Source organism: Streptomyces luomodiensis, from assembly GCF_031679605.1.
GTDB lineage: Bacteria > Actinomycetota > Actinomycetes > Streptomycetales > Streptomycetaceae > Streptomyces > Streptomyces luomodiensis.
Genome location: NZ_CP117522.1, coordinates 7,211,466 through 7,232,027 on the forward strand (window position 1 = coordinate 7,211,466; position 20,562 = coordinate 7,232,027).

The 20,562-nt window shown below is 70.2% G+C and carries 22 protein-coding genes; 19 read left to right on the plus strand and 3 right to left on the minus strand.

All coding sequences use genetic code 11. From position 1 onward, the window contains the following. Positions 1-546 precede the first annotated feature (546 nt). The 6 genes from PS467_RS30475 (at position 547) to PS467_RS30500 (ending at position 8,226) form a co-directional block, all read left to right on the plus strand. Positions 547-2,034 (plus strand): ATP-binding protein, encoded by a 1,488-nt coding sequence (locus PS467_RS30475; RefSeq protein WP_311037887.1) that lies wholly within the window; start codon positions 547-549, stop codon positions 2,032-2,034. Beyond that, the gene (locus PS467_RS30480; protein ID WP_311037888.1) at positions 2,031-2,456 is read left to right on the plus strand and encodes a roadblock/LC7 domain-containing protein; all 426 of its coding nucleotides are present in this window, start codon (positions 2,031-2,033) and stop codon (positions 2,454-2,456) included. The genes PS467_RS30475 and PS467_RS30480 overlap by 4 nt, the downstream gene beginning before the upstream one ends. Continuing rightward, positions 2,453-2,809, plus strand: coding sequence for a DUF742 domain-containing protein (locus tag PS467_RS30485; protein ID WP_268974873.1), 357 nt, complete (start codon positions 2,453-2,455; stop codon positions 2,807-2,809). Before PS467_RS30480 ends, PS467_RS30485 begins: the two co-directional genes overlap by 4 nt. Positions 2,810-2,989: 180 nt before the next feature. After that, entirely contained in the window at positions 2,990-4,450 is a 1,461-nt protein-coding gene (locus PS467_RS30490) for a cytochrome P450 (RefSeq protein WP_311037889.1), read from the plus strand. Between the two features lie 188 nt (positions 4,451-4,638). Next, the gene (locus PS467_RS30495; protein WP_311037890.1) at positions 4,639-6,735 is read left to right on the plus strand and encodes an APC family permease; all 2,097 of its coding nucleotides are present in this window, start codon (positions 4,639-4,641) and stop codon (positions 6,733-6,735) included. A gap of 147 nt (positions 6,736-6,882) precedes the next feature. Further along, the gene (locus PS467_RS30500) at positions 6,883-8,226 is read left to right on the plus strand and encodes a class I SAM-dependent RNA methyltransferase (protein ID WP_311037891.1); all 1,344 of its coding nucleotides are present in this window, start codon (positions 6,883-6,885) and stop codon (positions 8,224-8,226) included. 53 nt (positions 8,227-8,279) lie between these two features. On the opposite strand, the gene PS467_RS30505 is transcribed toward PS467_RS30500, so the two are convergent. Then, the gene (locus PS467_RS30505) at positions 8,280-8,465 is read right to left on the minus strand and encodes a DUF397 domain-containing protein (RefSeq protein WP_311037892.1); all 186 of its coding nucleotides are present in this window, start codon (positions 8,463-8,465) and stop codon (positions 8,280-8,282) included. Next, positions 8,462-9,340 carry a helix-turn-helix domain-containing protein gene (locus tag PS467_RS30510; RefSeq protein WP_311037893.1) on the minus strand — a complete coding sequence of 293 codons (879 nt, stop codon included), beginning with the start codon at positions 9,338-9,340 and terminating at the stop codon, positions 8,462-8,464. The genes PS467_RS30505 and PS467_RS30510 overlap by 4 nt, the downstream gene beginning before the upstream one ends. 161 nt (positions 9,341-9,501) lie before the next feature. Between PS467_RS30510 and PS467_RS30515 the strand changes: the two genes are divergently transcribed. From PS467_RS30515 to thpD, 8 genes are all read left to right on the plus strand, one after another. Then, positions 9,502-9,948, plus strand: a complete 447-nt coding sequence (locus PS467_RS30515; protein WP_311037894.1) for an ATP-binding protein — start codon at positions 9,502-9,504, stop codon at positions 9,946-9,948. Positions 9,949-9,979: 31 nt separating this feature from the next. Further along, entirely contained in the window at positions 9,980-10,165 is a 186-nt protein-coding gene (locus PS467_RS30520) for a hypothetical protein (protein ID WP_311037895.1), read from the plus strand. 159 nt (positions 10,166-10,324) lie between these two features. Further along, positions 10,325-11,926 (plus strand): restriction endonuclease fold toxin-2 domain-containing protein, encoded by a 1,602-nt coding sequence (locus tag PS467_RS30525; protein ID WP_311037896.1) that lies wholly within the window; start codon positions 10,325-10,327, stop codon positions 11,924-11,926. A 23-nt stretch (positions 11,927-11,949) separates the two neighbouring features. Then, complete coding sequence (locus PS467_RS30530; protein WP_311037897.1) at positions 11,950-12,390, plus strand: hypothetical protein; 441 nt, start codon at positions 11,950-11,952, stop codon at positions 12,388-12,390. A gap of 159 nt (positions 12,391-12,549) precedes the next feature. Continuing rightward, positions 12,550-13,044, plus strand: a complete 495-nt coding sequence (ectA, locus tag PS467_RS30535; RefSeq protein ID WP_311037898.1) for a diaminobutyrate acetyltransferase — start codon at positions 12,550-12,552, stop codon at positions 13,042-13,044. 80 nt (positions 13,045-13,124) lie between these two features. Continuing rightward, positions 13,125-14,414: a diaminobutyrate--2-oxoglutarate transaminase gene (ectB, locus tag PS467_RS30540; RefSeq protein WP_311037899.1), complete on the plus strand. Its 1,290-nt coding sequence runs from the start codon at positions 13,125-13,127 to the stop codon at positions 14,412-14,414. 42 nt (positions 14,415-14,456) lie between these two features. Beyond that, positions 14,457-14,855, plus strand: coding sequence for an ectoine synthase (locus PS467_RS30545; RefSeq protein WP_268974883.1), 399 nt, complete (start codon positions 14,457-14,459; stop codon positions 14,853-14,855). Between the two features lie 3 nt (positions 14,856-14,858). After that, a complete protein-coding gene (gene thpD, locus PS467_RS30550) occupies positions 14,859-15,737 on the plus strand; it encodes an ectoine hydroxylase (protein ID WP_268974884.1) in 879 nt (292 codons plus the stop codon). A gap of 8 nt (positions 15,738-15,745) precedes the next feature. Here the strand turns inward: thpD and PS467_RS30555 are convergent, their stop codons facing one another. Continuing rightward, positions 15,746-16,273 carry a hypothetical protein gene (locus PS467_RS30555; RefSeq protein WP_268974885.1) on the minus strand — a complete coding sequence of 176 codons (528 nt, stop codon included), beginning with the start codon at positions 16,271-16,273 and terminating at the stop codon, positions 15,746-15,748. Positions 16,274-16,419: 146 nt separating this feature from the next. Between PS467_RS30555 and PS467_RS30560 the strand changes: the two genes are divergently transcribed. From PS467_RS30560 to mmuM, 5 genes are all read left to right on the plus strand, one after another. Next, complete coding sequence (locus tag PS467_RS30560; RefSeq protein ID WP_311037900.1) at positions 16,420-17,577, plus strand: AAA family ATPase; 1,158 nt, start codon at positions 16,420-16,422, stop codon at positions 17,575-17,577. Continuing rightward, positions 17,561-17,923, plus strand: coding sequence for a nucleotide pyrophosphohydrolase (locus PS467_RS30565; protein ID WP_268974887.1), 363 nt, complete (start codon positions 17,561-17,563; stop codon positions 17,921-17,923). Before PS467_RS30560 ends, PS467_RS30565 begins: the two co-directional genes overlap by 17 nt. Before the next feature lie 166 nt (positions 17,924-18,089). After that, on the plus strand, positions 18,090-18,575 hold the full coding sequence (locus tag PS467_RS30570) for a DUF6099 family protein (RefSeq protein ID WP_268974888.1): 486 nt from the start codon (positions 18,090-18,092) through the stop codon (positions 18,573-18,575). A gap of 18 nt (positions 18,576-18,593) precedes the next feature. Beyond that, complete coding sequence (locus PS467_RS30575; RefSeq protein WP_311037901.1) at positions 18,594-19,517, plus strand: LLM class F420-dependent oxidoreductase; 924 nt, start codon at positions 18,594-18,596, stop codon at positions 19,515-19,517. A gap of 20 nt (positions 19,518-19,537) precedes the next feature. Next, positions 19,538-20,524 carry a homocysteine S-methyltransferase gene (mmuM, locus tag PS467_RS30580; RefSeq protein ID WP_311037902.1) on the plus strand — a complete coding sequence of 329 codons (987 nt, stop codon included), beginning with the start codon at positions 19,538-19,540 and terminating at the stop codon, positions 20,522-20,524. Positions 20,525-20,562 lie beyond the last annotated feature (38 nt).

The window sequence follows — 20,562 nt, forward strand, 5'->3', positions numbered from 1 at the left end:
GGACCCCGGTGCCGGTGCCCGGGGACGACGGGGGTCGGCCGCCGCGGCACCTGTTCCCACCGTATCCGCACCGGTGGCCCGCTCCTGAGCCCGCGCGGCCCGCGCGCGGGGTCCCGAACGAACGGGGTGACGTGCGACATAGCGGGAAAGTTCCCATAGTGATCAAGGGTGATCAGTCGTGAGCGGTGATGAGCGGGTGTGGTCGGAAGTGATCACAGACGTACCGAGGCTGATCAAGTAACGATCATTTCCGCTTGCGGACGCGCAGTGAAAACGCTGTCGGCGACCGGCTCGGACCACTACGGTGGGCCCGGACCGCGACGCTCCATTCGTGGTCGCGCCCCTTCATCTTCGCCTGGCATCCAGGGCCTTCACCGAAACGACACGACAAGTGCCGGGTCCGTACCGCAGGTTCGAACTGTGTGACGGACGTCGGACGCATGGTCACGACATGGTTAAGATGATCGCCGTATTCCGTTTTTGGACGGGACATCAGGGCACTGACTAATCCCTTCCGCGCCCGCGTTCTTTTGCACGAGGTTCCTGATGACTGATCACATATCGGAGGCGGTGAGCTGGTGTCTTGCCGTCGCGTTCCTCGTCGTCCTGGTGCTCCTGATCCGCCAGCGGCAGATCACCGCCGGCGTTCGCAGACGCAACGTCACGCTCGAGGACAGCGTGCGGGCCCGTGACGAGGAGGTGCGGCACCTCGTCGACGTACGGCTGCCCGCGATCGGGGACGCGCTGAGCCAGCCCGGCCCGCTGCCGGGCCTGCGGGACGAGAAGCTGGCCGGTACGGCCTTCGCACAGAGCCTGCACGCCGTCACGGAACAGTTCACCCGAGCGGTGGACAAGGCGCAGGCGCGGGCCGAGGCCTCCGCCAAGGCGGCGCTCAAGTCGTCCATGCGCGCCGTCCAGGGACTCGCGAACGAACAGCAGGTCTTCATCTCCGAGATGCAGGAGCGGCACGACAACCCCGATGTGCTGCGGGACCTGCTGGAGATCGACCACGCCAACGCCCAGTTCGGCCGGCGTGCCCAGGCCATCGCGGTGCTCTGCGGGTCCTGGCCCGGCCGTCAGCGGGTGGCCTCCTCGCTCACCGACGTGGTCCGCGGCTCCAAGTCGCGTATCCGCGACTACCAGCGGGTGCAGGTGCACACCCTGACCGACCTCGCCGTGGTGAGCCGGGCCGTGGAGCCCGTCGTGCTCGCGGTCGCCGAGCTGCTGGACAACGCCGCCCGCCACTCGCAGCCCAACACCACCGTGGAGGTCAGCCTCCAGCCGGTGCACAACGGGGCCTGCATCGTGATCGACGACGCCGGTGTCGGCATGGACGGCCTGGAGGTCCAGCGGGCCGCCGCCCTCCTCTCCGGCAGCCGCGCCGTGGACGTCTCCCGGCTCGGCGACCCGCCGCAGTTCGGCTTCCCCGTCGTGGGCCTGCTGGCCGCGCGGTACGGCTTCACCGTCTCGGTGGACACCCGGTCCCCGTACGGCGGTGTGCGCGCCGTGCTGTTCCTCCCGGCCGAGCTGCTCACCCGCCTCGACGCCGACGGGAGACAGCCGGGCGCCGCGGCCCACGCCTCCGAGGACGCCGAGGGCGCCGAGCCGCTGCGCACCCTGCCGTCCCGCCGCACCTTCGCCCCCAGGACACAGGCGCCGGCCGCCCCGCCCCAGGCCCAGCCCCAGTTCCAGGGTCGGCCGCAGCCTCAGGCCCAGCCTCAGCCCCAGGCCCAGCCCCGGCCTCCGGCGCCCCGGGCGCCCTTGGACGACGAGGGCACGCGCGTGTACGGCTCCACGGCGGGCGGTCTGCCCAAGCGCCGCCGTCGGCAGGCCGCCGCCGCCCCGCCGGCCGCCGACTGGTCCACCGGAGCCGGGCGGACCGGCGCCGCCGAACCCGGCACGGGCGCGTACCGCGTGCGCTCGGCCGAGGAAACCGCGGCGCGGATGGGCGCGTTCGCCCGCGGTACCCGCTCCGGCCGTGCCGCCAACCAGGATTCCGCCCCTCACCACGAAGAAGGGAATCGCCAGGCATGAACGACCATCTCACCAACGAGCTCGGCTGGATGCTCGACGAGGTCGTCAAGATGCCGGAGGCACGGCACGCGATCCTGCTCTCCGCGGACGGGATGCTACGGGCGCACTCCGAGGGCATCGCCCGCGACGAGGCCGAGCGCCAGGCCGCCGCACTCTCCGGGCTCCAGTCGATCAGCCGCTCCACCTCCGAGTTCTGCGATCCGCAGGAGACGCCCTGGCAGCAGACGCTGGTCGAGTTCGTCGGCGGGTACGTCTTCCTGACCGCCGCCGGGCCCGGCTCGTACCTGGCGGTCTCGGCCACCGAGGCGGTGGACATGGAGGCGGTCAGCTACCGGATGCAGAAGCTGGTCGACCGGCTCGGCAAGGAGCTCACCAGCCCGCCGCGGCAGGGCATCGCGCGCCACGGAATCGGCAGTTCATGAGTCCAGGGCGGCGCGAACGCGGACTGGTACGGCCGTATGTGGTGACCGACGGCCGTGCCTACCCGACCCGCAACACCTTCGACCTGGTGACCCTGGTCATGGCCCACCCCGACCGGCCGCTCACCGGACTCAGCCCCGAGAAACGGCGGGTCATGGAGCTGTGCCTGGGCGGCGCGCTTTCGGTCGCCGAGGTCGCCGGGCATCTGGAGCTGCCCGTCAGCGTCACCAAGGTGCTGCTCGGCGACCTCGTGGACAGCGGGCACGTCTCCACGCGGTCCCCGATCCCCGCCGCCGAACTCCCCGACACCCAGCTCCTCCAGGAGGTGCTCGATGGGCTCCGCGCTCGTCTCTGACGGCGCGGTCCATCCGCTTCCCACGGTGCGGGCGGCGGCGGGGACCCTGGCCGTCGGGCACGTGGCCATCGGCACGTCCCGACCGGCCCGCACCTCACCGGAGAGGCCGGTCCGTACCTCACGGGAGAAGCAGACCCGTACCTCACCGGAAAGACCGGCCCGTACCTCACAGGAGAGAGTGTGACCTACCGCCCGAACGCCGAGGCCGCCACCGGAGCCGTCCCGCCACCGGGCTGCCCGGCGCACACCGGCGGCCCGGCCGTCGGCTACCTCGGCGGCGGCGCCCGGGTGCCCATGTACGGCTCCGACTTCGCCGCCGACCCGCACGGGCACTACGCGCGGATGCGCGCGGCGGGGCCGATCATCCCGGTGGAACTCGCCCCGGGCGTGAACGCCTGGCTGGTCACCGGCTACTCCCTGGCGCTGGACGTCCTGCGGGACACCGAGCGGTTCACCAAGGACCCGCGCAGCTGGGCCGCCCTCAGTGAGGGCCGGATCCCCGAGGACAGCCCGGTGCTGGGCATCATGATGTACCGGCCCAACGCCCTGTTCTCCGACGGCGCGGCGCACGCCCGCTACCGCGGCGCGATCAACGACAGCCTCAGCCGTATAGATCCGCACGCGCTGAGCGAGTACGTGGAGCGCAGTGCCGAGACGGCCATCGACTCCTTCGCGGAGCGCGGCGAGGCCGATCTGCTGGGCGAGTACGCCGCGATCATCCCGCTGCTGGTGTTCAACCAGCTCTTCGGCTCCACGCCCGAGCAGGGCAGCGAACTGGTCCGGGTCACGGCGATCATGTTCGACGCCACCAGCGACGAGACCACCCAGGCCAACGTCGACATGCTGCGCTACCTGGCGGACCTCGTCGAGGCCAAGCGCCACCGGCCCGGCGCGGATGTCACCTCCTGGATGATCGCACACCCCTCCGAGCTGTCCGACGAGGAGCTGATGCAGCAGATCGCCCTGCTGCTGGCGGCCGGCACCGAGGCCCAGATGAACCTGATCGCCAACGCGCTGCGGCTGCTGCTGTCGGACGACCGGTTCGCCGGCGAGCTGTCCGGCGGCAGCCTGCCCGTCCAGGACGCCCTGGACGAGGTGCTGTGGACCGATCCGCCGCTGGCCAACTTCGGCGCCCGGTTCGCCCGGTACGACGTGGAGATCGGGGGCGCGTGGCTGCGCATGGGGGATCCGGTCCTCATCAGTTACGCGGCCGCCAACAACGACCCCGAGCTGGCCGGGGCGGACCGTATCGGCAACCGCGCCCACCTGGCCTGGAGCGCGGGCGAACACCGCTGCCCGGCCGACGGCACCGCTCGGGCCATTGCCTCGGTCGCCATCGAGAAGCTCCTCGACCGCATCCCCGACCTGGAACTCGCCGTGCCCGCCGAGCGGCTGACCTGGCGGCCGGGCCCCTTCCACCGGGCCCTGACCTCCCTGCCGGTACGCTTCCCGGTCCTGGCGAAGCCCACCCCCGGGCCCGCCCCTGGGCCCGCCTCCGGCCCCGTCCCCGCGTCCGCCCCCGTGCCCCCGTTGTCATCGGCCCCTCCGGCCGGGACCTCCACGGCGAGGCCGTCCGGCTCCGAGAGCGGGGACCGGCGACGCCCGTGGAGCCCCCTGGGAGAGTGGTGGCGTGGGCGATGAGCGGCCGGCGTCCGCTCGAACAGCTGCGCGCCGACCCCCGCGTCGCCAAGGACCCCACCCAGCAGCGGCCTCTCGCCCGCGGCCGGACAGGACGAGCTGAGTCGCTTCCAAGCCGTTCTCCCGCCCCTTGAGTTTTCCGAGGGTGGGCGGGTGGGCGGGGGCACGGGCTACCCCTTACGATCCTCAGCGTGTCCAAACTGACCGACCTCCCGAAACGGATCCTGATCGGGCGGGCCCTGCGTAGCGACAAGCTGGGGGAGACGCTCCTCCCCAAGCGCATCGCGCTCCCCGTCTTCGCGTCCGACCCCCTGTCCTCCGTCGCGTACGCGCCGGGGCAGGTGATGATCGTCCTGTCCGTGGCGGGTGCGTCGGCCTACCACTTCAGCCCGTGGATCACGGTCGCCATCATCGTGCTGATGTTCACGGTGGTCGCCTCCTACCGCCAGAACGTGCACGCCTACCCCAGCGGCGGTGGTGACTACGAGGTCGCCACCACCAACCTGGGCCCCAAGGCCGGTCTGACCGTCGCCAGCGCCCTGCTGGTCGACTACGTCCTCACGGTCGCGGTGTCGATCTCCTCCGGGGTGGAGAACCTCGGCTCGGCCGTCCCGTTCTTCGTCGAGAACAAGACCCTGTGCGCGGTCGGGATCATCCTGCTGCTGACGCTGATGAACCTGCGGGGCGTACGGGAGTCGGGCAAGCTCTTCGCGATCCCCACCTATGTCTTCGTCGGCGGCGTCTTCGTGATGATCCTCTGGGGCGCCTACCGCGGGCTGGTCCTGGGCGACCACATGAAGGCCCCCACCGCGGGCTACGAGGTCCACGCCGAGCAGACCGGTCTGGCCGGCTTCGCGCTGATCTTCCTGCTGCTGCGCGCGTTCTCCGACGGCTGCGCCGCCCTGACCGGCGTCGAGGCGATCAGCAATGGTGTGCCCGCCTTCCGCAAGCCCAAGAGCCGGAACGCGGCGACGACGCTGGCGTTGATGGGCGGGCTCGCCGTGACCATGTTCGTCGGCATCATCACCCTCGCCCTGACCACCGACGTCAAGATGGCCGAGAACCCCGCCCACGACCTGCTGAAGAACGGGGCACCGCTCGGCGCCGACTACACCCAGAACCCGGTGATCTCGCAGGTCGCGGCCGCCGTCTTCGGCGACGGCTCGTTCCTCTTCGTGGTGCTGGCCGCGGCCACCGCGCTGGTGCTGTTCCTGGCCGCCAACACCGCGTACAACGGCTTCCCGCTGCTCGGCTCGATCCTCGCCCAGGACCGCTATCTGCCCCGGCAGCTGCACACCCGGGGGGACCGGCTCGCCTTCTCCAACGGCATCGTGCTGCTCGCCTCGGCCGCCGCCGTCCTGGTCTACCTCTACGGGGCCGACTCCACCCGGCTGATCCAGCTCTACATCGTCGGCGTCTTCGTCTCCTTCACCCTCAGCCAGACCGGCATGGTGCGGCACTGGAACCGCCACCTGGCGACCGAGCGGGACCCGAACGTCCGCCGCCGCATGGTCCGCTCCCGCGCGATCAACGCCTTCGGCGCCTTCTTCACCGGCCTGGTGCTGGTCGTGGTGCTGCTGACGAAGTTCACCCACGGCGCCTGGGTCGCCCTGCTCGGCATGGTCATCTTCTACGTCACCATGACGGCCATCCGGCGCCACTACGACGGCGTCTCCGAGGAGCTCGCGGCCGCCACCGAACAGCTCGACGAGGAGGAGGTGCGCCCCTCCCGGGTGCACTCCATCGTCCTGGTCTCCAAGGTCCACAAGCCGACGCTGCGCGCCCTGGCCTACGCCAAGCTGATGCGCTCCCACCGGCTGGAGGCGCTGAGCATCAACGTCGACCCCGCCGAGACCAAGGCGCTGCAGACGGTGTGGCACGAGCGCGGCATCGATGTGCCGCTGAAGATCCTCGACTCGCCCTACCGCGAGATCACCCGGCCGGTCATCGACTACGTCAAGAGCCTGCGCCGGGAGCGGCCGCGCGATGTGGTCTCCGTCTTCATCCCCGAGTACGTGGTCGGCCACTGGTACGAGCACCTGCTGCACAACCAGAGCGCGCTGCGGCTCAAGGGCCGGCTGCTGTTCACCCCGGGCGTCATGGTGACCTCCGTGCCGTGGCAGCTGGACTCCTCCGAGCTGGCCCGGAAGCGGGCGCGCAAGCGGGCCGAGTGGAACGCGCCGGGCGCGGTGCGGCGCGGTCCGGTGATCCCGGCCAAGCGGGAGAAGGGCGAGAAGGGGCCGAAGGGCGAGCAGCCGGGCGTCACCTCGCGGGTTCCGGGACCGTAGCCTCCCCGGCCCCCTGCCCCTGCTCCCCGGCCGTCCGGCGTGCCGGGTGCGGGCCGGCGCGACGTAGACTGGTGGGCTGTTGTCCCACCGACCGGTGGACCGCTGTCCCGTCGCGCCCCCTCACCCCCTCTGGAGCCTGAACCCGCCATGCAGAGTGAACCCAAGGCATCGCTGGTCGGCGAGGAGTACGAGGTCGAGGTCGGCCCGGTGGCGCACGGCGGCCACTGCATCGCCCGGACCGCCGACGGCCAGGTGCTGTTCGTCCGGCACACACTGCCCGGTGAACGGGTCGTCGCCCGGGTCACCGAGGGCGAGGAGGGCGCGCGCTTCCTGCGCGCCGACGCGGTGCGGGTGCTGGATCCCGCCAAGGACCGGGTCGAGGCGCCCTGCCCGTTCGCCGGCCCCGGCAAATGCGGCGGCTGCGACTGGCAGCACGTCGCCCCCGGAGCCCAGCGCCGGCTGAAGGCCGAGGTGATCACCGAGCAGCTGAGCCGGCTGGCCGGACTGACCCCCGAGGAGGCCCGCTGGGACGGCACGGTCGAGCCCGCGCCCGGCGACAAGGTGCCGCGCGGCGAGGTCCCGGCCTGGCGCACCCGAGTGCAGTACGCGGTGGACGAGCAGGGCCGGCCCGGACTGCGCCGGCACCGCTCGCACGAGGTCGAGCCGGTCGACCACTGTCTGATCGCGGCCCCCGGCGTCAGTGAGCTCGGCGTCGAGAAGCGCGAATGGCCGCAGATCGCCACCGTGGAGGCCATCGCCGCCACCGGCTCCTCCGACCGGCAGGTCGTCCTCACCCCGCGCCCCGGCGGCCGGCTGCCGCTGGTCGAGCTGGACCGGCCGGTCTCCGTGCTGCGGGTCGGCGAGACCCGAGGCCGTAACCGGACCCCTGTGGTGCACCGCGTCCACGGCCGCCCCTTCGTCCGCGAACGCGCGGCGGGCCGCACCTGGCGGGTCGGCGAGGGCGGCTTCTGGCAGGTCCACCCCAAGGCGGCGGACGTCCTCGTGGAGGCCGTCATGCAAGGGCTGATGCCCCGCAAGGGCGAGACGGCCCTCGACCTGTACTGCGGCGTCGGCCTCTTCGCGGGCGCGATCGCCGAGCGGGTGGGGGAGCGCGGCGCGGTCCTGGGCATCGAGTCGGCCAAGCGCGCGGTCGAGGACGCCCGCCACAACCTCCAGGACCTGGAGCGCGTCCGCATCGAGCACGGCAAGGTCGAGCAGGTGCTGCCCCGCACCGGGATCACCGAGGCCGACCTGATCGTCCTGGACCCGCCCCGCGCGGGCGCGGGCAAGGAGACGGTCACCCGGCTCGCCGCCCTGGGCGCCCGCCGTATCGCCTACGTCGCCTGCGACCCGGCGGCGCTCGCCCGCGACCTGAAGTACTTCCGCGAGGCGGGCTACGTCCCGCGCCGGATGCGCGCCTTCGACCTCTTCCCGGTCACCCACCACGTGGAGTGCGTGGCGGTGCTGGAGCCCGCTCGCGAGAACGGCTGAGGCGGGGGCGGCCCGTCCCGTACCGGAGCGCTCCGATACGGGACAGGCCCTTGTCAGCGCTTGGCCGTGTAGGCGACGAAGTCGGCCCACGCGGTGGGGGAGAAGGCGAGCTGTGGGCCCTCCTTGTCCTTGGAGTCGCGCACGTGGACTGTGCCGGGGCAGGTGGCCACCTCGACGCAGTCGTTGGAAGCACTACTGCTGTAGCTGCTCTTGAACCAGGCCAGTCCCGACGTGTTCATAGCTCCCCTCGCATCCGCTGCAACAGGCTCAGAGAGTCTTCGAGAGTCAGAGCCTGCGAGCGCATCCTGGCATACCGCATATGGAGCACGCTGACCACTTTCGGATCCGCGATGAACTGACCGCTCTCCTGACCTTCGCAGTAGGCGAACCAGCGGTTCTCCGGCGTCTCCAGGAGCTGCACGGGGCCAGCCATGCCCGCGTGTTCCCGTGCCAATGGCATGACCTGAATCTCCACGTTCCGCAACTCGGCGACTGCCAGCACGTGGTCGATCAGTTTCCGTGTGACTTCCGTCCCGCCGGTCCGCCGTAGAAACAGATGCTCGTCGATGATGAAGCTGAATGCCGTATTGTCCCGCTCCGACAACAGCCGTTGACGTTGGGCCCTTACTGCCCACTGGGACTCGATCTGGGCATCGTTCATGGGCGGCAGTTGGTTACCGTACAGCGCCCGCGCATACGCCTCCGTCTGCAGTAACCCCGGAATCAACCGGCACTCGTACGTATACAGGGCGAGCGCCACCGCCTCCAGCCTCGCCCACTGCCGGAACCAACTCGCCAACCCCTGCTGCCGGGACAGATGCTCGGCCGCCTTCCGCAGCGCGCCGGTGTTTCCCAGTACCTCCTCCGCCCGCTCCACGAGGGACAGGTCCGGCATGCGCCGTCCCTGTTCCACCGACGCGATCGTGTGCTTCGAGAAGCGCACCAGGTCCGCGAGTTCCGCCCGGCTCAGTCCCGCATGTTCCCGTAGGGCCTGGACGAACGCCCCGAACGTCCGCAGACTGTCGGAGGATTGTGGCTCCCCGCCGCAGGACGGTCCCGGAACTCTGTCCGCCCCTTCGTCCGCACCTTCCACGCCGACACCGTCTTCGGCCATCGTCGGCCACCTCCTGTGCAACCCGCCCGCCTCGCCCCTCCTGACCGCACACAGGCTTACGGCCGGTCACGAGTACCGTCCACCATCTGTGCGCGTACGCTGACTCAGCGTACGCAGTGTCTCCGTGGCGCGCAGGCGAAACCGCAGGCCACAGTGGGCGCATGACACCACCCCCCACGCACCAAGGGTCCGTCACCGTACGCGTGTTCACCCAGCGGTTCAGCTCCACTCCGCTCGGGGCGCGCCTCGCCCGGCGGCTCACGCTCCATCAGCTCCAGGACTGGGGCATCCCGCACGGCACGCGGACCTCGGACGCGGCCGCCCTGGTCGTCGCCGAGCTGGCCGCGAACGCCGCCACGCATGGCCGCGTCCCGGGCCGGGACTTCGAACTGCGCCTCACGCTCACCGAGACCGTGCTCCGCATCGAGGTGTCGGACACCCGTGGCGAGAAACGGCCCCCGAGTCCCGGTGCGGTCGCCGCCCCGCCGGCCCTCTCCGAGACCCGGCGGGGACTCCTCCTGGTCGACAGCCTCGCCGACCGCTGGACGGTGCTGGATCGCACACCCGTCGGCAAGACCGTCCGCGCCGAACTGGATTTGCCGCAGTGATGGTCTGGCAGTGAGAGGGCGAGGTTGAGGGATGTCCAAGGCCGCGGCTGTGCGCTCGGCTATGGAGGATGCCGTGCAGCGGCGGTTGCGTCAGGAGTTCGCCGACGCTGTTAAGTCAGGGGAACTGGACTTCGGCGAGATCATCGAGAACACCGGCCCCACGGGGACCCGCCGCAGGGACCGGGACAGCACACTGTCATGGGCGCGGTCGAGCTGATGCGAGCTCGTGCACGTCTGGCCGCCAATCCTGCAGCGGCATATTCCCATCCCGGTTGGCGTGACTTCCGGAGCCGGCAAGTCGCTCTGCGCATTGCAGTGTTGCTGTCGATAGGCTGTTCGGTGCGGGGTGGGACCTCTGCCGGGGGAGGAGCGGCAAATGGCGGACGTGCGTGTCAAATCGGACCAGTTGGTGGGTATATCCGGTGGCTTCAGTACGCACATGAACTTCCTGGTGGAGGTCGTCAACGCCCTGGTGGTCGCCTTGGAGACGTCCAAGGGCATGGCCGGAGACGATGAGGGTGGTCGCAACTTCGCGAAGATGTACCAGGGTGCCGCCCGTGAGGCCGTGGCCCAGATGGCCTTTTCCACGTACACCATGGGCAACCTCTCCGCCACGGTGATGGAGATGGCCTTCGACTTCCTTGCGACGGAGAGCAAGGTCGCGGCTTCGATGCTGAAGCAGTTCTCGCCGGACGAGGCCATCAACATGCTCAAAGGTCCCGCTGCGGGTAGCGAGTGCAATCCGGTGGGCAGCGAGGACGACCTTCCGGAGGTCGTGGCCAAAGAGGACTGGCTCGACGATTTCGTCACCCAGGGGCCACGCGGAGACGCGGGAAAGGCCAAGGAAGCGGGTAAGGCTTGGCGTAAAGCCGGAGATCTGCTGGATGATACGCGTATCAGCGCGCAGACGGGACAGCGGCTCCTGGTCAGGGATTGGGCCGGGCGAGCCGTTACGGCGTTTGTCGACTATTTCGACTTATTTATAGGCGCAGGTGACCGTCCGGCCGAGACCGCCGAGGGCGAGGCATTGTTGGCGAACCTGGCCACGGCTTGCCATGAGATCGCCGATGCCTGCTATGCCTATGCCGGGCATGTTGAGGACGCCAAGGCCGATTGGATGGCGGGCGGCATGTCCCTCGGTGACTCCTTGCTGGACAACGACAACGACCACGGTCTCAACGATGCTGTCTGCGGCGACACGCGCATCAACGGGCTCGGGCGCATTCCCGGTGTCCTCGACGGCTCCGGACGCAAGGCGAAGCTGCCCGAGCCTTCGGGCCCCTGGGATCCGGACCTCCCGTCGATCTTCCCGGCGGTTCCTCTGCGTGTGCCGTTGCCCTCCATTCCAGTGGTGGCGAAGGCTCCGGTTCCATCAGGAACGAGCGGTATCTTCGCTGCCTTCTATGGAAATCGCAGAACTCCCAGCCCGGGTCCGCCCCGCCCTGGAGTCAATCCCAAGGGGCCGCTGCCTCCTGAGCCGGGCGCGACTCGGCTGAGTGCCGAGGAACAGGCCGACTTCCGTAAGTGGATGTCCGGCCTGCACCAGCACGATTTCGCCAACCAGCGGACCGAGAAGGACCCGGCCAACCGCTATCAGGCAGATACTGCGGGCTATCCCGAATATGATCTCCCTCTGTCGTCCAAGGAAGGCAGGAAGAGGGTTCAGCAAGCCGATGGGCTACGGGCCGAGGACGGATACGCCCTCGATGGTAAGTATGTCAAGGACCCGGACTCTTGTAAGACACCGCGCACCCTGGAAAAGCTCCAACTGCCCGAAGAAGCCAAGAAAGAGTGGGAAAAGAGGCCGCATACGGAGGATGCGAGAGAGATCAGAGACTACGGTCGTGCAATCAATGCTGATGGCAGTAAGGTAAGAGGCTTGGAGATCATTACGAACGGTCCGGAGACTATGGCGTATTGGAAATACTTAATGGCGAAAGAGGGAGTGCCGGGTAGTGTCCGGTACCACCCTGCCTAGAACGACTGAGAAATGAGTGACCTATGACTCCCGATGAAGCCGCCCTCGTCATCACGAGCTACTACTTCGCCCCGGCCGGAGGTGAGGGCTGGGGGGTCACGCACGAAGACTTCGCGCAGGCAGCTCGGGGCCGGTGGCCCAACTGCACGACCGCTCTGGCCGAAGACCCCTCCGGTGTGGGCGAGTGTACCGAGTTCGCCATGATCTTCGAAGGCGGTGCCGAGCGGTCCGGAGACTACAGCCACACCGGCCTGACTCTGAGCGGCTACACGGCCCTGGACGCGGCCGAATTCATGTCCTGGTTCGTCACCATGCTTGATCCCGACGTGCGTGTCCTGTTCAACAACCGGGAATCCATCGAGGACGGCGACTACGACGACCACGTGCTCCCGCGCGCCATGGGGCTGCGTCCCATGGCCGAGGCGCTGGCCACGCACCTCGCCGGAGCGCTGCTCGGGGAGTGAGCACCGTCCGTGCCCGTCAGCCGCTGTGGCCGAGCGGAGACCGCGGACGTAAAATGAGTTAGTCACCTCCATCAAGAAACGGTTGCGACGAGCAGACAGCCGACTCGCCAGTACTCGATTTCCGGGTAAGCAGACATGGCAGAGGTGGGTGCTGGTTCTATGGCGACGCTGACGCAATCCATGGGCGAACCCGCGATCGAGGACGGCGCCGCGGTCTGGCGCATTGCCCGCGCATCCGGGGTGCTCGACGCGAACTCCTCCTACAGCTATCTCCTGTGGTTTCGGGATTTCGCCGGAACCTCCGTGGTCGCGCGGGCACCGGACGGTGCGCCGGTCGGCTTCGCCACCGGCTACCGCCGGCCCGAGCGGCCCGGCACGCTCGTGATCTGGCAGATCGCGGTGGACGCGGAACAGCGCGGACGCGGCCTGGCCGGTGCCATGCTGGACCACCTCATCGCCCGTCCCGCTCCGCGGGGCGCCCCGCGGAGCGTGGAGACGAGCATCGGCCCGGAGAACACCGCATCGCACCGGTTGTTCCTCTCCTTCGCCGCGCGGCACCGGGCACCGGTGGCACGAGAGCTGCTGTTCCCGACGGCGCTTTTCCCCGATTCCCATGAACCCGAGTACCTGTACCGCATCGGACCACTGCGTTAGCCAGGCGCATCGTCGGCAGGATCTCAGCGTGCGGATTCCTCCTGCACCGAGGAGTGTTCCTGCACCGAGGAGTGTGTGTCATGACGACCAAGCAGCCCGACATGAGCGTCTTCGAGACCCTGGAATCGGAAGTCCGCAGCTACTGCCGAGGATGGCCCACCGTCTTCGAACGGGCGCAGGGGAGCCATCTCCACGACGAGGACGGCCGCAGTTATCTCGACTTCTTCTCGGGTGCCGGATCACTCAACTACGGCCACAACAATCCGGCGCTGAAACGCGCGCTCGTCGACTACATCGAAAGCGACGGCATTACCCACAGCCTGGACATGGCCACCACCGCCAAGCGGGCTTTCCTGGAGGCGTTCCAGAATCTGGTGCTGTTCCCGCGTGGCCTGCCGTACAAGGCGATGTTCCCCGGTCCCGCCGGTACCACCGCGGTCGAGGCCGCGCTGAAGCTGGTCCGCAAGGTGAAGGGGCGCGAGGCGATCGTCTCGTTCACCAACGCCTTCCACGGCATGACCCTCGGGGCGCTGGCCGTCACGGGCAACGCCCTCAAGCGGGCCGGGGCGGGCATTCCGCTGGTCCACGGCATTCCCATGCCGTTCGACCACTATCTCGACGATTGTCTTGATGGCCAGGCTGCTGTGCCCCCGGATTTCCGTTGGCTCGAGCGGCTGCTCGAGGACCGGGGTTCGGGTCTGAACAGACCCGCCGCCGTGATCGTCGAGACGGTGCAGGGCGAGGGCGGGGTCCATGTGGCCCGGTCCGAGTGGCTGCGGGCCCTCGCCGACCTGTGCCACCGGCACGACATGCTGCTGATCGTGGACGACATCCAGATGGGCTGTGGACGCACCGGGGCCTTCTTCTCCTTCGAGGAAGCGGGCATCACACCGGACGTCGTCACCCTGTCGAAGTCCATCAGCGGCTACGGCCTGCCCATGTCGCTGTGCCTGTTCCGGCCCGAGTTGGACATCTGGGAGCCGGGCGAGCACAACGGAACCTTCCGCGGCAGCAACCCCGCCTTCGTCACGGCGACCGCCGCCCTGCACACCTACTGGACCGACGACGGGATGGAGAAACAGACCAGCGTCCGCGGCGAACAGGTGGAACAGGCGCTGCAGGCGATCCGTGACGAACACCCGCGGCTCGGCGCCGACATCCGCGGCCGCGGCCTGGTGTGGGGCCTGGGGTTCGCGGACACCTCCCGTGCCTCGGCCGTGGCCCGCCGAGCCTTCGAACTCGGGCTGCTGGTCGAGACGTCCGGGGCTCAGGACGAGGTGGTGAAGCTGTTGCCGGCCCTCACCGTCGCCCCGCACGAGCTGGACGAGGGACTGCGGATCCTCGCCCGATCGGTACGGGAGACCGGCTGAGCGACAGATGGGCAAGGGAAAGGCGTGGAAAGGCGTGGTCACGTGATTGTCCGGTCCTTCGCAGAGATCCAGAACACCGAACGCCATGTGCGGGCCGCCTCCGGGACCTGGGAGAGCAAGCGCATCGTGCTCGCCCAGGACAAGGCCGGCTTCTCGCTGCACGAGACCCTGCTGTACGCCGGGACGGAGACGTCGATGTGGTACGCGCACCACGTCGAGGCCGTGCTGTGCGTCGCGGGAGAGGCCGAACTCACCAATGACGAGACGGGCGAGACCCACTGGATCAAGCCCGGCACGATGTACCTGCTCGACGGCCATGAGCGGCATACGCTGCGCCCCAAGACGGACTTCCGGTGCGTGTGCGTCTTCACCCCGCCCCTGACCGGGCGGGAGGACCACGACGAGAACGGCGCCTACCCGCTGCTCCCGGAGGAGGGCTGACCCATGACCGAGACCACCACGGCCGTGCGGGACGCGTACCCGACCCGGGGCAGCCGCGAGGTCGTGACGCCCCGCCAGGACCCGGTCGTCTGGGGGCCGCTCCGCCCCGAGCTGGAGTCGTACGAGCGGGACGGCTTCCTCACCGTCGAGCACCTGCTGACCGGGGAGGAGGTCGCGCACTACCGTGCCGAGCTCGACCGGCTGGTCCGCGACCCGGCGCTGTACGCGGACGAGCGCCGCATCGCCGAGCCGACGTCGCGGGAGGTGCGGTCGGTGTTCGAGGTGCACAAGATCAGCGAAGTCTTCGCGGACCTGGTGCGCGACGAGCGGGTGGTGGGCCGGGCCCGCGAGATCCTCGGCTCCGAGGTGTACGTCCACCAGTCACGGATCAACGTCAAGCCGGGCTTCGGCGCGTCCGGCTTCTACTGGCACTCGGACTTCGAGACCTGGCACGCGGAGGACGGACTGCCGCGGATGCGGGCGGTGTCCGTGTCCATCGCCCTGACCGAGAACCACGACACCAACGGCGGCCTCATGATCATGCCGGGGTCGCACCGGACGTTCATCGGGTGCGCCGGCCGGACGCCGAAGGACAACTACAAGAAGTCGCTCCAGGCGCAGGACGCGGGCACACCGTCCGACCGGGCCCTGACGCGCTTCGCCGAGGAGCACGGCATCCGCCTGTTCACCGGCCGCGCGGGCTCGGCCACGTGGTTCGACTGCAACTGCATGCACGGCTCCGCCGACAACATCACGCCGTATCCGCGCAGCAACGTCTTCATCGTGTTCAACAGCGTGCTCAACCCGGCGGTGGAGCCGTTCGCGGCCCCGGTCCGGCGCCCCGAGTTCATCGGAGCACGCGACTTCACGCCTGTTCGGTAGGCGATTCGCTAGGGCTCCTGTAGAGCCGTCTTCGCGGCGTCGACGAAGTCCGTGAGGGCCTGCCAGAACGGCCTGAAGGCGGCGTCGAAACGCTGGAACGCCTCCGGCTCTCCGGAGCGCATCGCGCTCAGGGCGCGGTGGAACGGGCCGGTGGACCTCTGCAGTGCGTTCGCGGCGGTGGCCGCCGCGGCCGGGCCCTCCAGCTCGACCACGCGCACACAGCGGCGCAGCGTGCCGTACTCATCGCGTTCCCGCTCGGCCAGCTCGTCCAGGAGGGCGGCGCGGCGCTCCGTACCGCTCTCCTTCTCCTGGACGGCGGCGACCTCCCAGTACAACTCGCCCATGCGGTGGGTCTGTTCGATCAGCTCGAGATACGCGGTGCGCCTGCTGTCGCGCAGCCGCTCCGCGCGCTGGGCGAGCGCGGCGGTGTCCGCCTGGATCCGGGCGGCCCGGGTGTTGCCGCGGCTGGTGACCCAACTGGCCACCACCGCGGTGGAGCCGGTGAGCGCCGCGATCCAGAACGTGTTGTCAGCCATGGCCCCCCGTACCGCCCGCACCTTCCGGCTCGCCGATCATCCGCCGTCCCTTGGTCATCATCAGCCACCACGGCCATCCCCCGATGGTAGGAAGATACGGAAGGCGTAACGGTTCGGCGGTATGTGCCACAGATATGTTCCCGGGCATGAGCGTATCCGGGCTGCTGCCCGCCAGGACCGAACTGCGGCCCGTGGTCTCCGAGTTGAGGCTGTCGGCCTTCAAGACCCACCGCCGCGCCGCCTTCCGGCTGGGTCCGCTGACCCTGATCTCCGGGCCGAGCGGCAGCGGTAAGTCCGGTGTGCTGGAGGCGTACACGGCGCTCGCGCGGCTTGCGAGCGGCGCCCGGCTCGCGGAGGTGTTCCGCGATCCGGTGGCGTACATCCCGCGCCGGGCGCGGCCGGACCGGCAGGGGCGGCGCGGCTTCCGCATCGGCTGCACCGTGGACGGCCCGGTCGGGCCGGTACAGCTCGATGTCGCCGTCCAGGCCGAGCCCGAACTGCGCATCGTGGGCGAGCGGATGACGGGCGCGGGGGAGACCCTGCTGGAGACGGCGCTGCGCGACCCGGGGCGGCGCTGTGTGCAGGCCGCCTGGCACACGGCCGGCGCGGTCGCGGTGACCCGCGCCCCGCTGCCCGACGACCGGCTCGCGACCTCGCTGCTGCCGCTGCGGGTGGCGGGCATCACGGAGGGGCAGCGGCTCGCGCTGGCCGCCGCCGAGCAAGTGGTCATCGCGCTGCGCTCGGTCTTCCCCTGCGATCCGCGGCCGGAGCGGATGCGGGCGCCGGCGGCGCCGAGGGACGGGCGGCTGCGCGGCGGCTGCGAGAACCTGGCGGCGGTGCTGCGGCGGACCAGCCGGGAGTGCGGTACGCGGCATGCGGCGCTGGTCGCGGCGGTCCGGGCCGGATGCGCCGGACCGGTGGAGGGCCTGGTCACGGAGGGGCACGCGGACGGGGCGGTGCGGGCCCTGGTCGAGCAGGGGGAGCTCGGCGCGATGCCCGTGGAGCGGCTGGGCGACGGCGAGCTGCGGTATCTCGCGCTCGCGCTGGTGCTGCTGACCGGGCCCGGCGTGCTGGCCGTGGACCCGGCGGCCGATGTGCTCCCCGCGCGGCAGGTGCTGACCGTGCTGGCCGACGGTTTCGACCGGTGTCTGGACCGGCGGCAGGCGCGGGAACTGCTGGGGGTGGCGGCTCGGATGTGCGCACGGGGGCACATCCGGCTGGTGGGGACGGTGGGGGACGTGACGGGGGCGGTCGGGGACGCCCCCGTCACGGTGGTAAACCTGGGGCGTGAGCGAGTCCTATGAGAGCGAGCGACGAACCGACGGCCTGGACGTGGCCGTGCTCCAGCGCAGGCTGGCCGCCTTCGCGGCGGCCCGCGACTGGCAGCAGTACCACACCCCCAAGAACCTCGCGGCGGCGCTGAGCGTCGAGGCGTCGGAGCTGGTGGAGATCTTCCAGTGGCTGACGCCTGAGCAGTCGGCGCGGGTGATGGAGGACGAGGACGCGGCGGCCCGGGTCGAGGACGAGGTCGCCGATGTCCTGGCGTATCTGCTCCAGTTCTGCGAGGTGCTCGGGATCGACGCGCTCGCCGCGCTCTCGGCGAAGATCGACCGGAACGAGGGGCGGTTTCCGGTGAACGAGAGGCGCTGACAGCCCGCTTCGTCACTCTCCGTAGTGAGAAAGTTATCCACATCGCAACTGTTGTCAACAGATTCCTGAATTCCCCTAGCTTTTCGGCCTGACAGTCATCACTCTGGGTAGTGGAGGAGTACGGGTGCGGAAAGTCCGTTGAGATCCGTTGAGAGGGGTGCGGGGAATGGACGCGATGCGGCTGATCGGTGTCACCCGGCACGCCCTGGCGAAGGCCGGGAGCGTGCACGACATCGTGGCCGAAGCCTGGCAGGTTCAGGCGCTGGCCGAGGCGGTCGGCGGATATTTCGTGGTGAGCGGCCCGGCGGCCGCGCGAGCGGAGGCGCGCGGTCTGTGCGAGGCGGGCGGGCGGGCGCGCGGCGCCCTGTTCCACCCGGCGTTGCACTACCCGACGCTGCGCGGCGGGCGCTTACGGGCCGCGCAGCTGACGGAGGTGCGCGATCCGAGGGAGGTGCTGCTGGCGCTGGGGGACCTGCTCGCGGAAGCGGGGTTCGCCCTGGTCGGCGTCGCCTCCAACACGGAGGAGGAGGCGCTGTACTGGCAGTGCGTGGAGGCGATCGACGCGGCGGACGAGGCCAGGGACCGGGTGCACGGGATGCTCAGGCACCTCACGTTCCGGGAGTGGGGTGGGGAGTGGGGCGGTGCCGCGTGAGGAGGCAGGATGGGGGCCATGGATCTTCGCATTTTCACCGAGCCCCAGCAGGGCGCGACCTACGACACCCTGCTCACCGTCGCCAAGGCCACCGAGGACCTCGGATTCGACGCCTTTTTCCGGTCCGACCACTATCTGCACATGGGAGGCGTGGACGGCCTCCCGGGTCCCTCCGACGCCTGGATCACCCTGGCCGGGCTGGCCCGCGAGACCCGGCGGATCCGGCTGGGCACCTTGATGACCGCCGCTACCTTCCGGCTGCCCGGTGTGCTGGCGATCCAGGTCGCGCAGGTCGACCAGATGTCGGGTGGCCGAGTCGAGCTGGGCCTGGGCGCGGGCTGGTTCGAGGAGGAGCACCGGGCCTACGGGATCCCCTTCCCCAAGGAGAAGTTCGCGCGGCTGGAGGAGCAACTGGCCATCGTCACCGGGCTGTGGCAGACCCCGGCCGGCGAGACCTTCGGCTATGACGGTGCCCACTACCAGCTGGTGGACTCCCCGGCACTGCCCAAGCCCGCGCAGAGCAAGGTGCCGGTGCTGATCGGCGGCCACGGGGCGACCCGCACCCCGCGGCTGGCCGCTCAGTACGCGGACGAGTTCAATATGCCGTTCGCCTCAGTCGAGGACAGCGAGCGCCAGTTCGGCCGGGTGCGGGAGGCGGCCGAGGCCGCCGGCCGCAAGGGCGACGACCTGGTGTACTCCAACGCGCTCGTGGCGTGCGTGGGCAAGGACGACGCCGAGGTCTCCCGGCGGGCCGCGGCCATCGGACGCGAGGTCGAGGAGCTGAAGGAGAACGGGCTGGCGGGCTCCCCGGCCGAGGTCGTCGACAAGATCGGCCGCTATGCGGAGGTGGGCGCCTCCCGGATCTACCTCCAGATGCTGGACCTGACCGACCTCGACCACCTGGAGCTGATCTCCTCACAGGTCCAGGCCCAGCTGGGCTGAGTAAACCACCAGGAGCACCCGTGACGTCCGTACCCCGTCCGCCCCTCGCCGCCGCGCTGGAGCGTGGACCGCTCGTTCTCGACGGCGGGCTGTCCAACCAGCTGGAGGCACAGGGCTGCGATCTCTCCGACGAGCTGTGGTCGGCCCGGCTGCTGGCCGATGACCCGGCGCAGATCGAGGCGGCCCACACCGCCTACGCACGGGCGGGCGCACGGGTGCTCATCACCAGTAGCTACCAGGCCACCTACGAGGGCTTCGCCCGCCGGGGCGTGGGCCACGAGGAGGCCACGGCGCTGCTGAGGCGCAGTGTCGAGCTGGCGCGCGCGGGGGCGGAGCGGGCGGCTGCCGAGGGGGCGGCTGCCGAGCGGCCTGCTGCCGAGGGGGCGGCCGCGGGGGGTCGGGTCGCGCGGCCGGTGTGGGTCGCCGCCTCCGTCGGCCCCTACGGGGCGATGCTGGCGGACGGCAGCGAGTACCGCGGGCGGTACGGACTGAGCGTGGCCGAGCTGGAGCGGTTCCACCGGCCGAGGATCGAGGCGCTGGCCGCGGCCGGGCCCGATGCGCTGGCGCTGGAGACGGTGCCGGACGCCGATGAGGCCGCGGCGCTGCTGAGCGCCGTCGAGGGGTGCGGGGTGCCGGTATGGCTCTCCTACAGCATCGCGGGGGAGGCCACCCGGGCCGGGCAGCCCCTGAGGGACGCGTTCGTCCTGGCCGCGGGGGTCGACCAGGTGATCGCCGTCGGCGTCAACTGCTGTGAGCCGGGCGACGCGGACCGGGCCGTGGAGATCGCGGCCGGCACCACCGGCAAGCCGGTGGTGGTCTATCCGAACAGCGGAGAGGAGTGGGATGCCGCGACATCGAGCTGGCGCGGCCGGGCGACCTTCGACCCGGGGCGGGTGAGCGCATGGCACGACGCGGGGGCGCGGCTCATCGGCGGCTGCTGCCGGGTGGGACCGGAGCGGATCGCGGAGCTGGCGGCCGTGGTGAGAAACCACGAGGTGCCGTGGTGAGAAGTCTTGCGGTGCCGTGGTGAGAAACCATTAGGTGA

Coding starts and splice junctions, on each gene's coding strand:
- PS467_RS30525 (WP_311037896.1), top strand. CDS start 10,325: ATGGCGGACGTGCGTGTCAAATCGGACCAGTTGGTGGGTATATCCGGT.
- ectA (WP_311037898.1), top strand. CDS start 12,550: ATGGCGACGCTGACGCAATCCATGGGCGAACCCGCGATCGAGGACGGC.
- PS467_RS30485 (WP_268974873.1), top strand. CDS start 2,453: ATGAGTCCAGGGCGGCGCGAACGCGGACTGGTACGGCCGTATGTGGTG.
- ectB (WP_311037899.1), top strand. CDS start 13,125: ATGACGACCAAGCAGCCCGACATGAGCGTCTTCGAGACCCTGGAATCG.
- PS467_RS30575 (WP_311037901.1), top strand. CDS start 18,594: ATGGATCTTCGCATTTTCACCGAGCCCCAGCAGGGCGCGACCTACGAC.
- PS467_RS30520 (WP_311037895.1), top strand. CDS start 9,980: ATGTCCAAGGCCGCGGCTGTGCGCTCGGCTATGGAGGATGCCGTGCAG.
- PS467_RS30570 (WP_268974888.1), top strand. CDS start 18,090: ATGGACGCGATGCGGCTGATCGGTGTCACCCGGCACGCCCTGGCGAAG.
- PS467_RS30510 (WP_311037893.1), bottom strand. CDS start 9,340: ATGGCCGAAGACGGTGTCGGCGTGGAAGGTGCGGACGAAGGGGCGGAC.
- PS467_RS30555 (WP_268974885.1), bottom strand. CDS start 16,273: ATGGCTGACAACACGTTCTGGATCGCGGCGCTCACCGGCTCCACCGCG.
- PS467_RS30500 (WP_311037891.1), top strand. CDS start 6,883: ATGCAGAGTGAACCCAAGGCATCGCTGGTCGGCGAGGAGTACGAGGTC.
- thpD (WP_268974884.1), top strand. CDS start 14,859: ATGACCGAGACCACCACGGCCGTGCGGGACGCGTACCCGACCCGGGGC.
- PS467_RS30480 (WP_311037888.1), top strand. CDS start 2,031: ATGAACGACCATCTCACCAACGAGCTCGGCTGGATGCTCGACGAGGTC.
- PS467_RS30475 (WP_311037887.1), top strand. CDS start 547: ATGACTGATCACATATCGGAGGCGGTGAGCTGGTGTCTTGCCGTCGCG.
- PS467_RS30515 (WP_311037894.1), top strand. CDS start 9,502: ATGACACCACCCCCCACGCACCAAGGGTCCGTCACCGTACGCGTGTTC.
- PS467_RS30530 (WP_311037897.1), top strand. CDS start 11,950: ATGACTCCCGATGAAGCCGCCCTCGTCATCACGAGCTACTACTTCGCC.
- PS467_RS30560 (WP_311037900.1), top strand. CDS start 16,420: ATGAGCGTATCCGGGCTGCTGCCCGCCAGGACCGAACTGCGGCCCGTG.
- PS467_RS30505 (WP_311037892.1), bottom strand. CDS start 8,465: ATGAACACGTCGGGACTGGCCTGGTTCAAGAGCAGCTACAGCAGTAGT.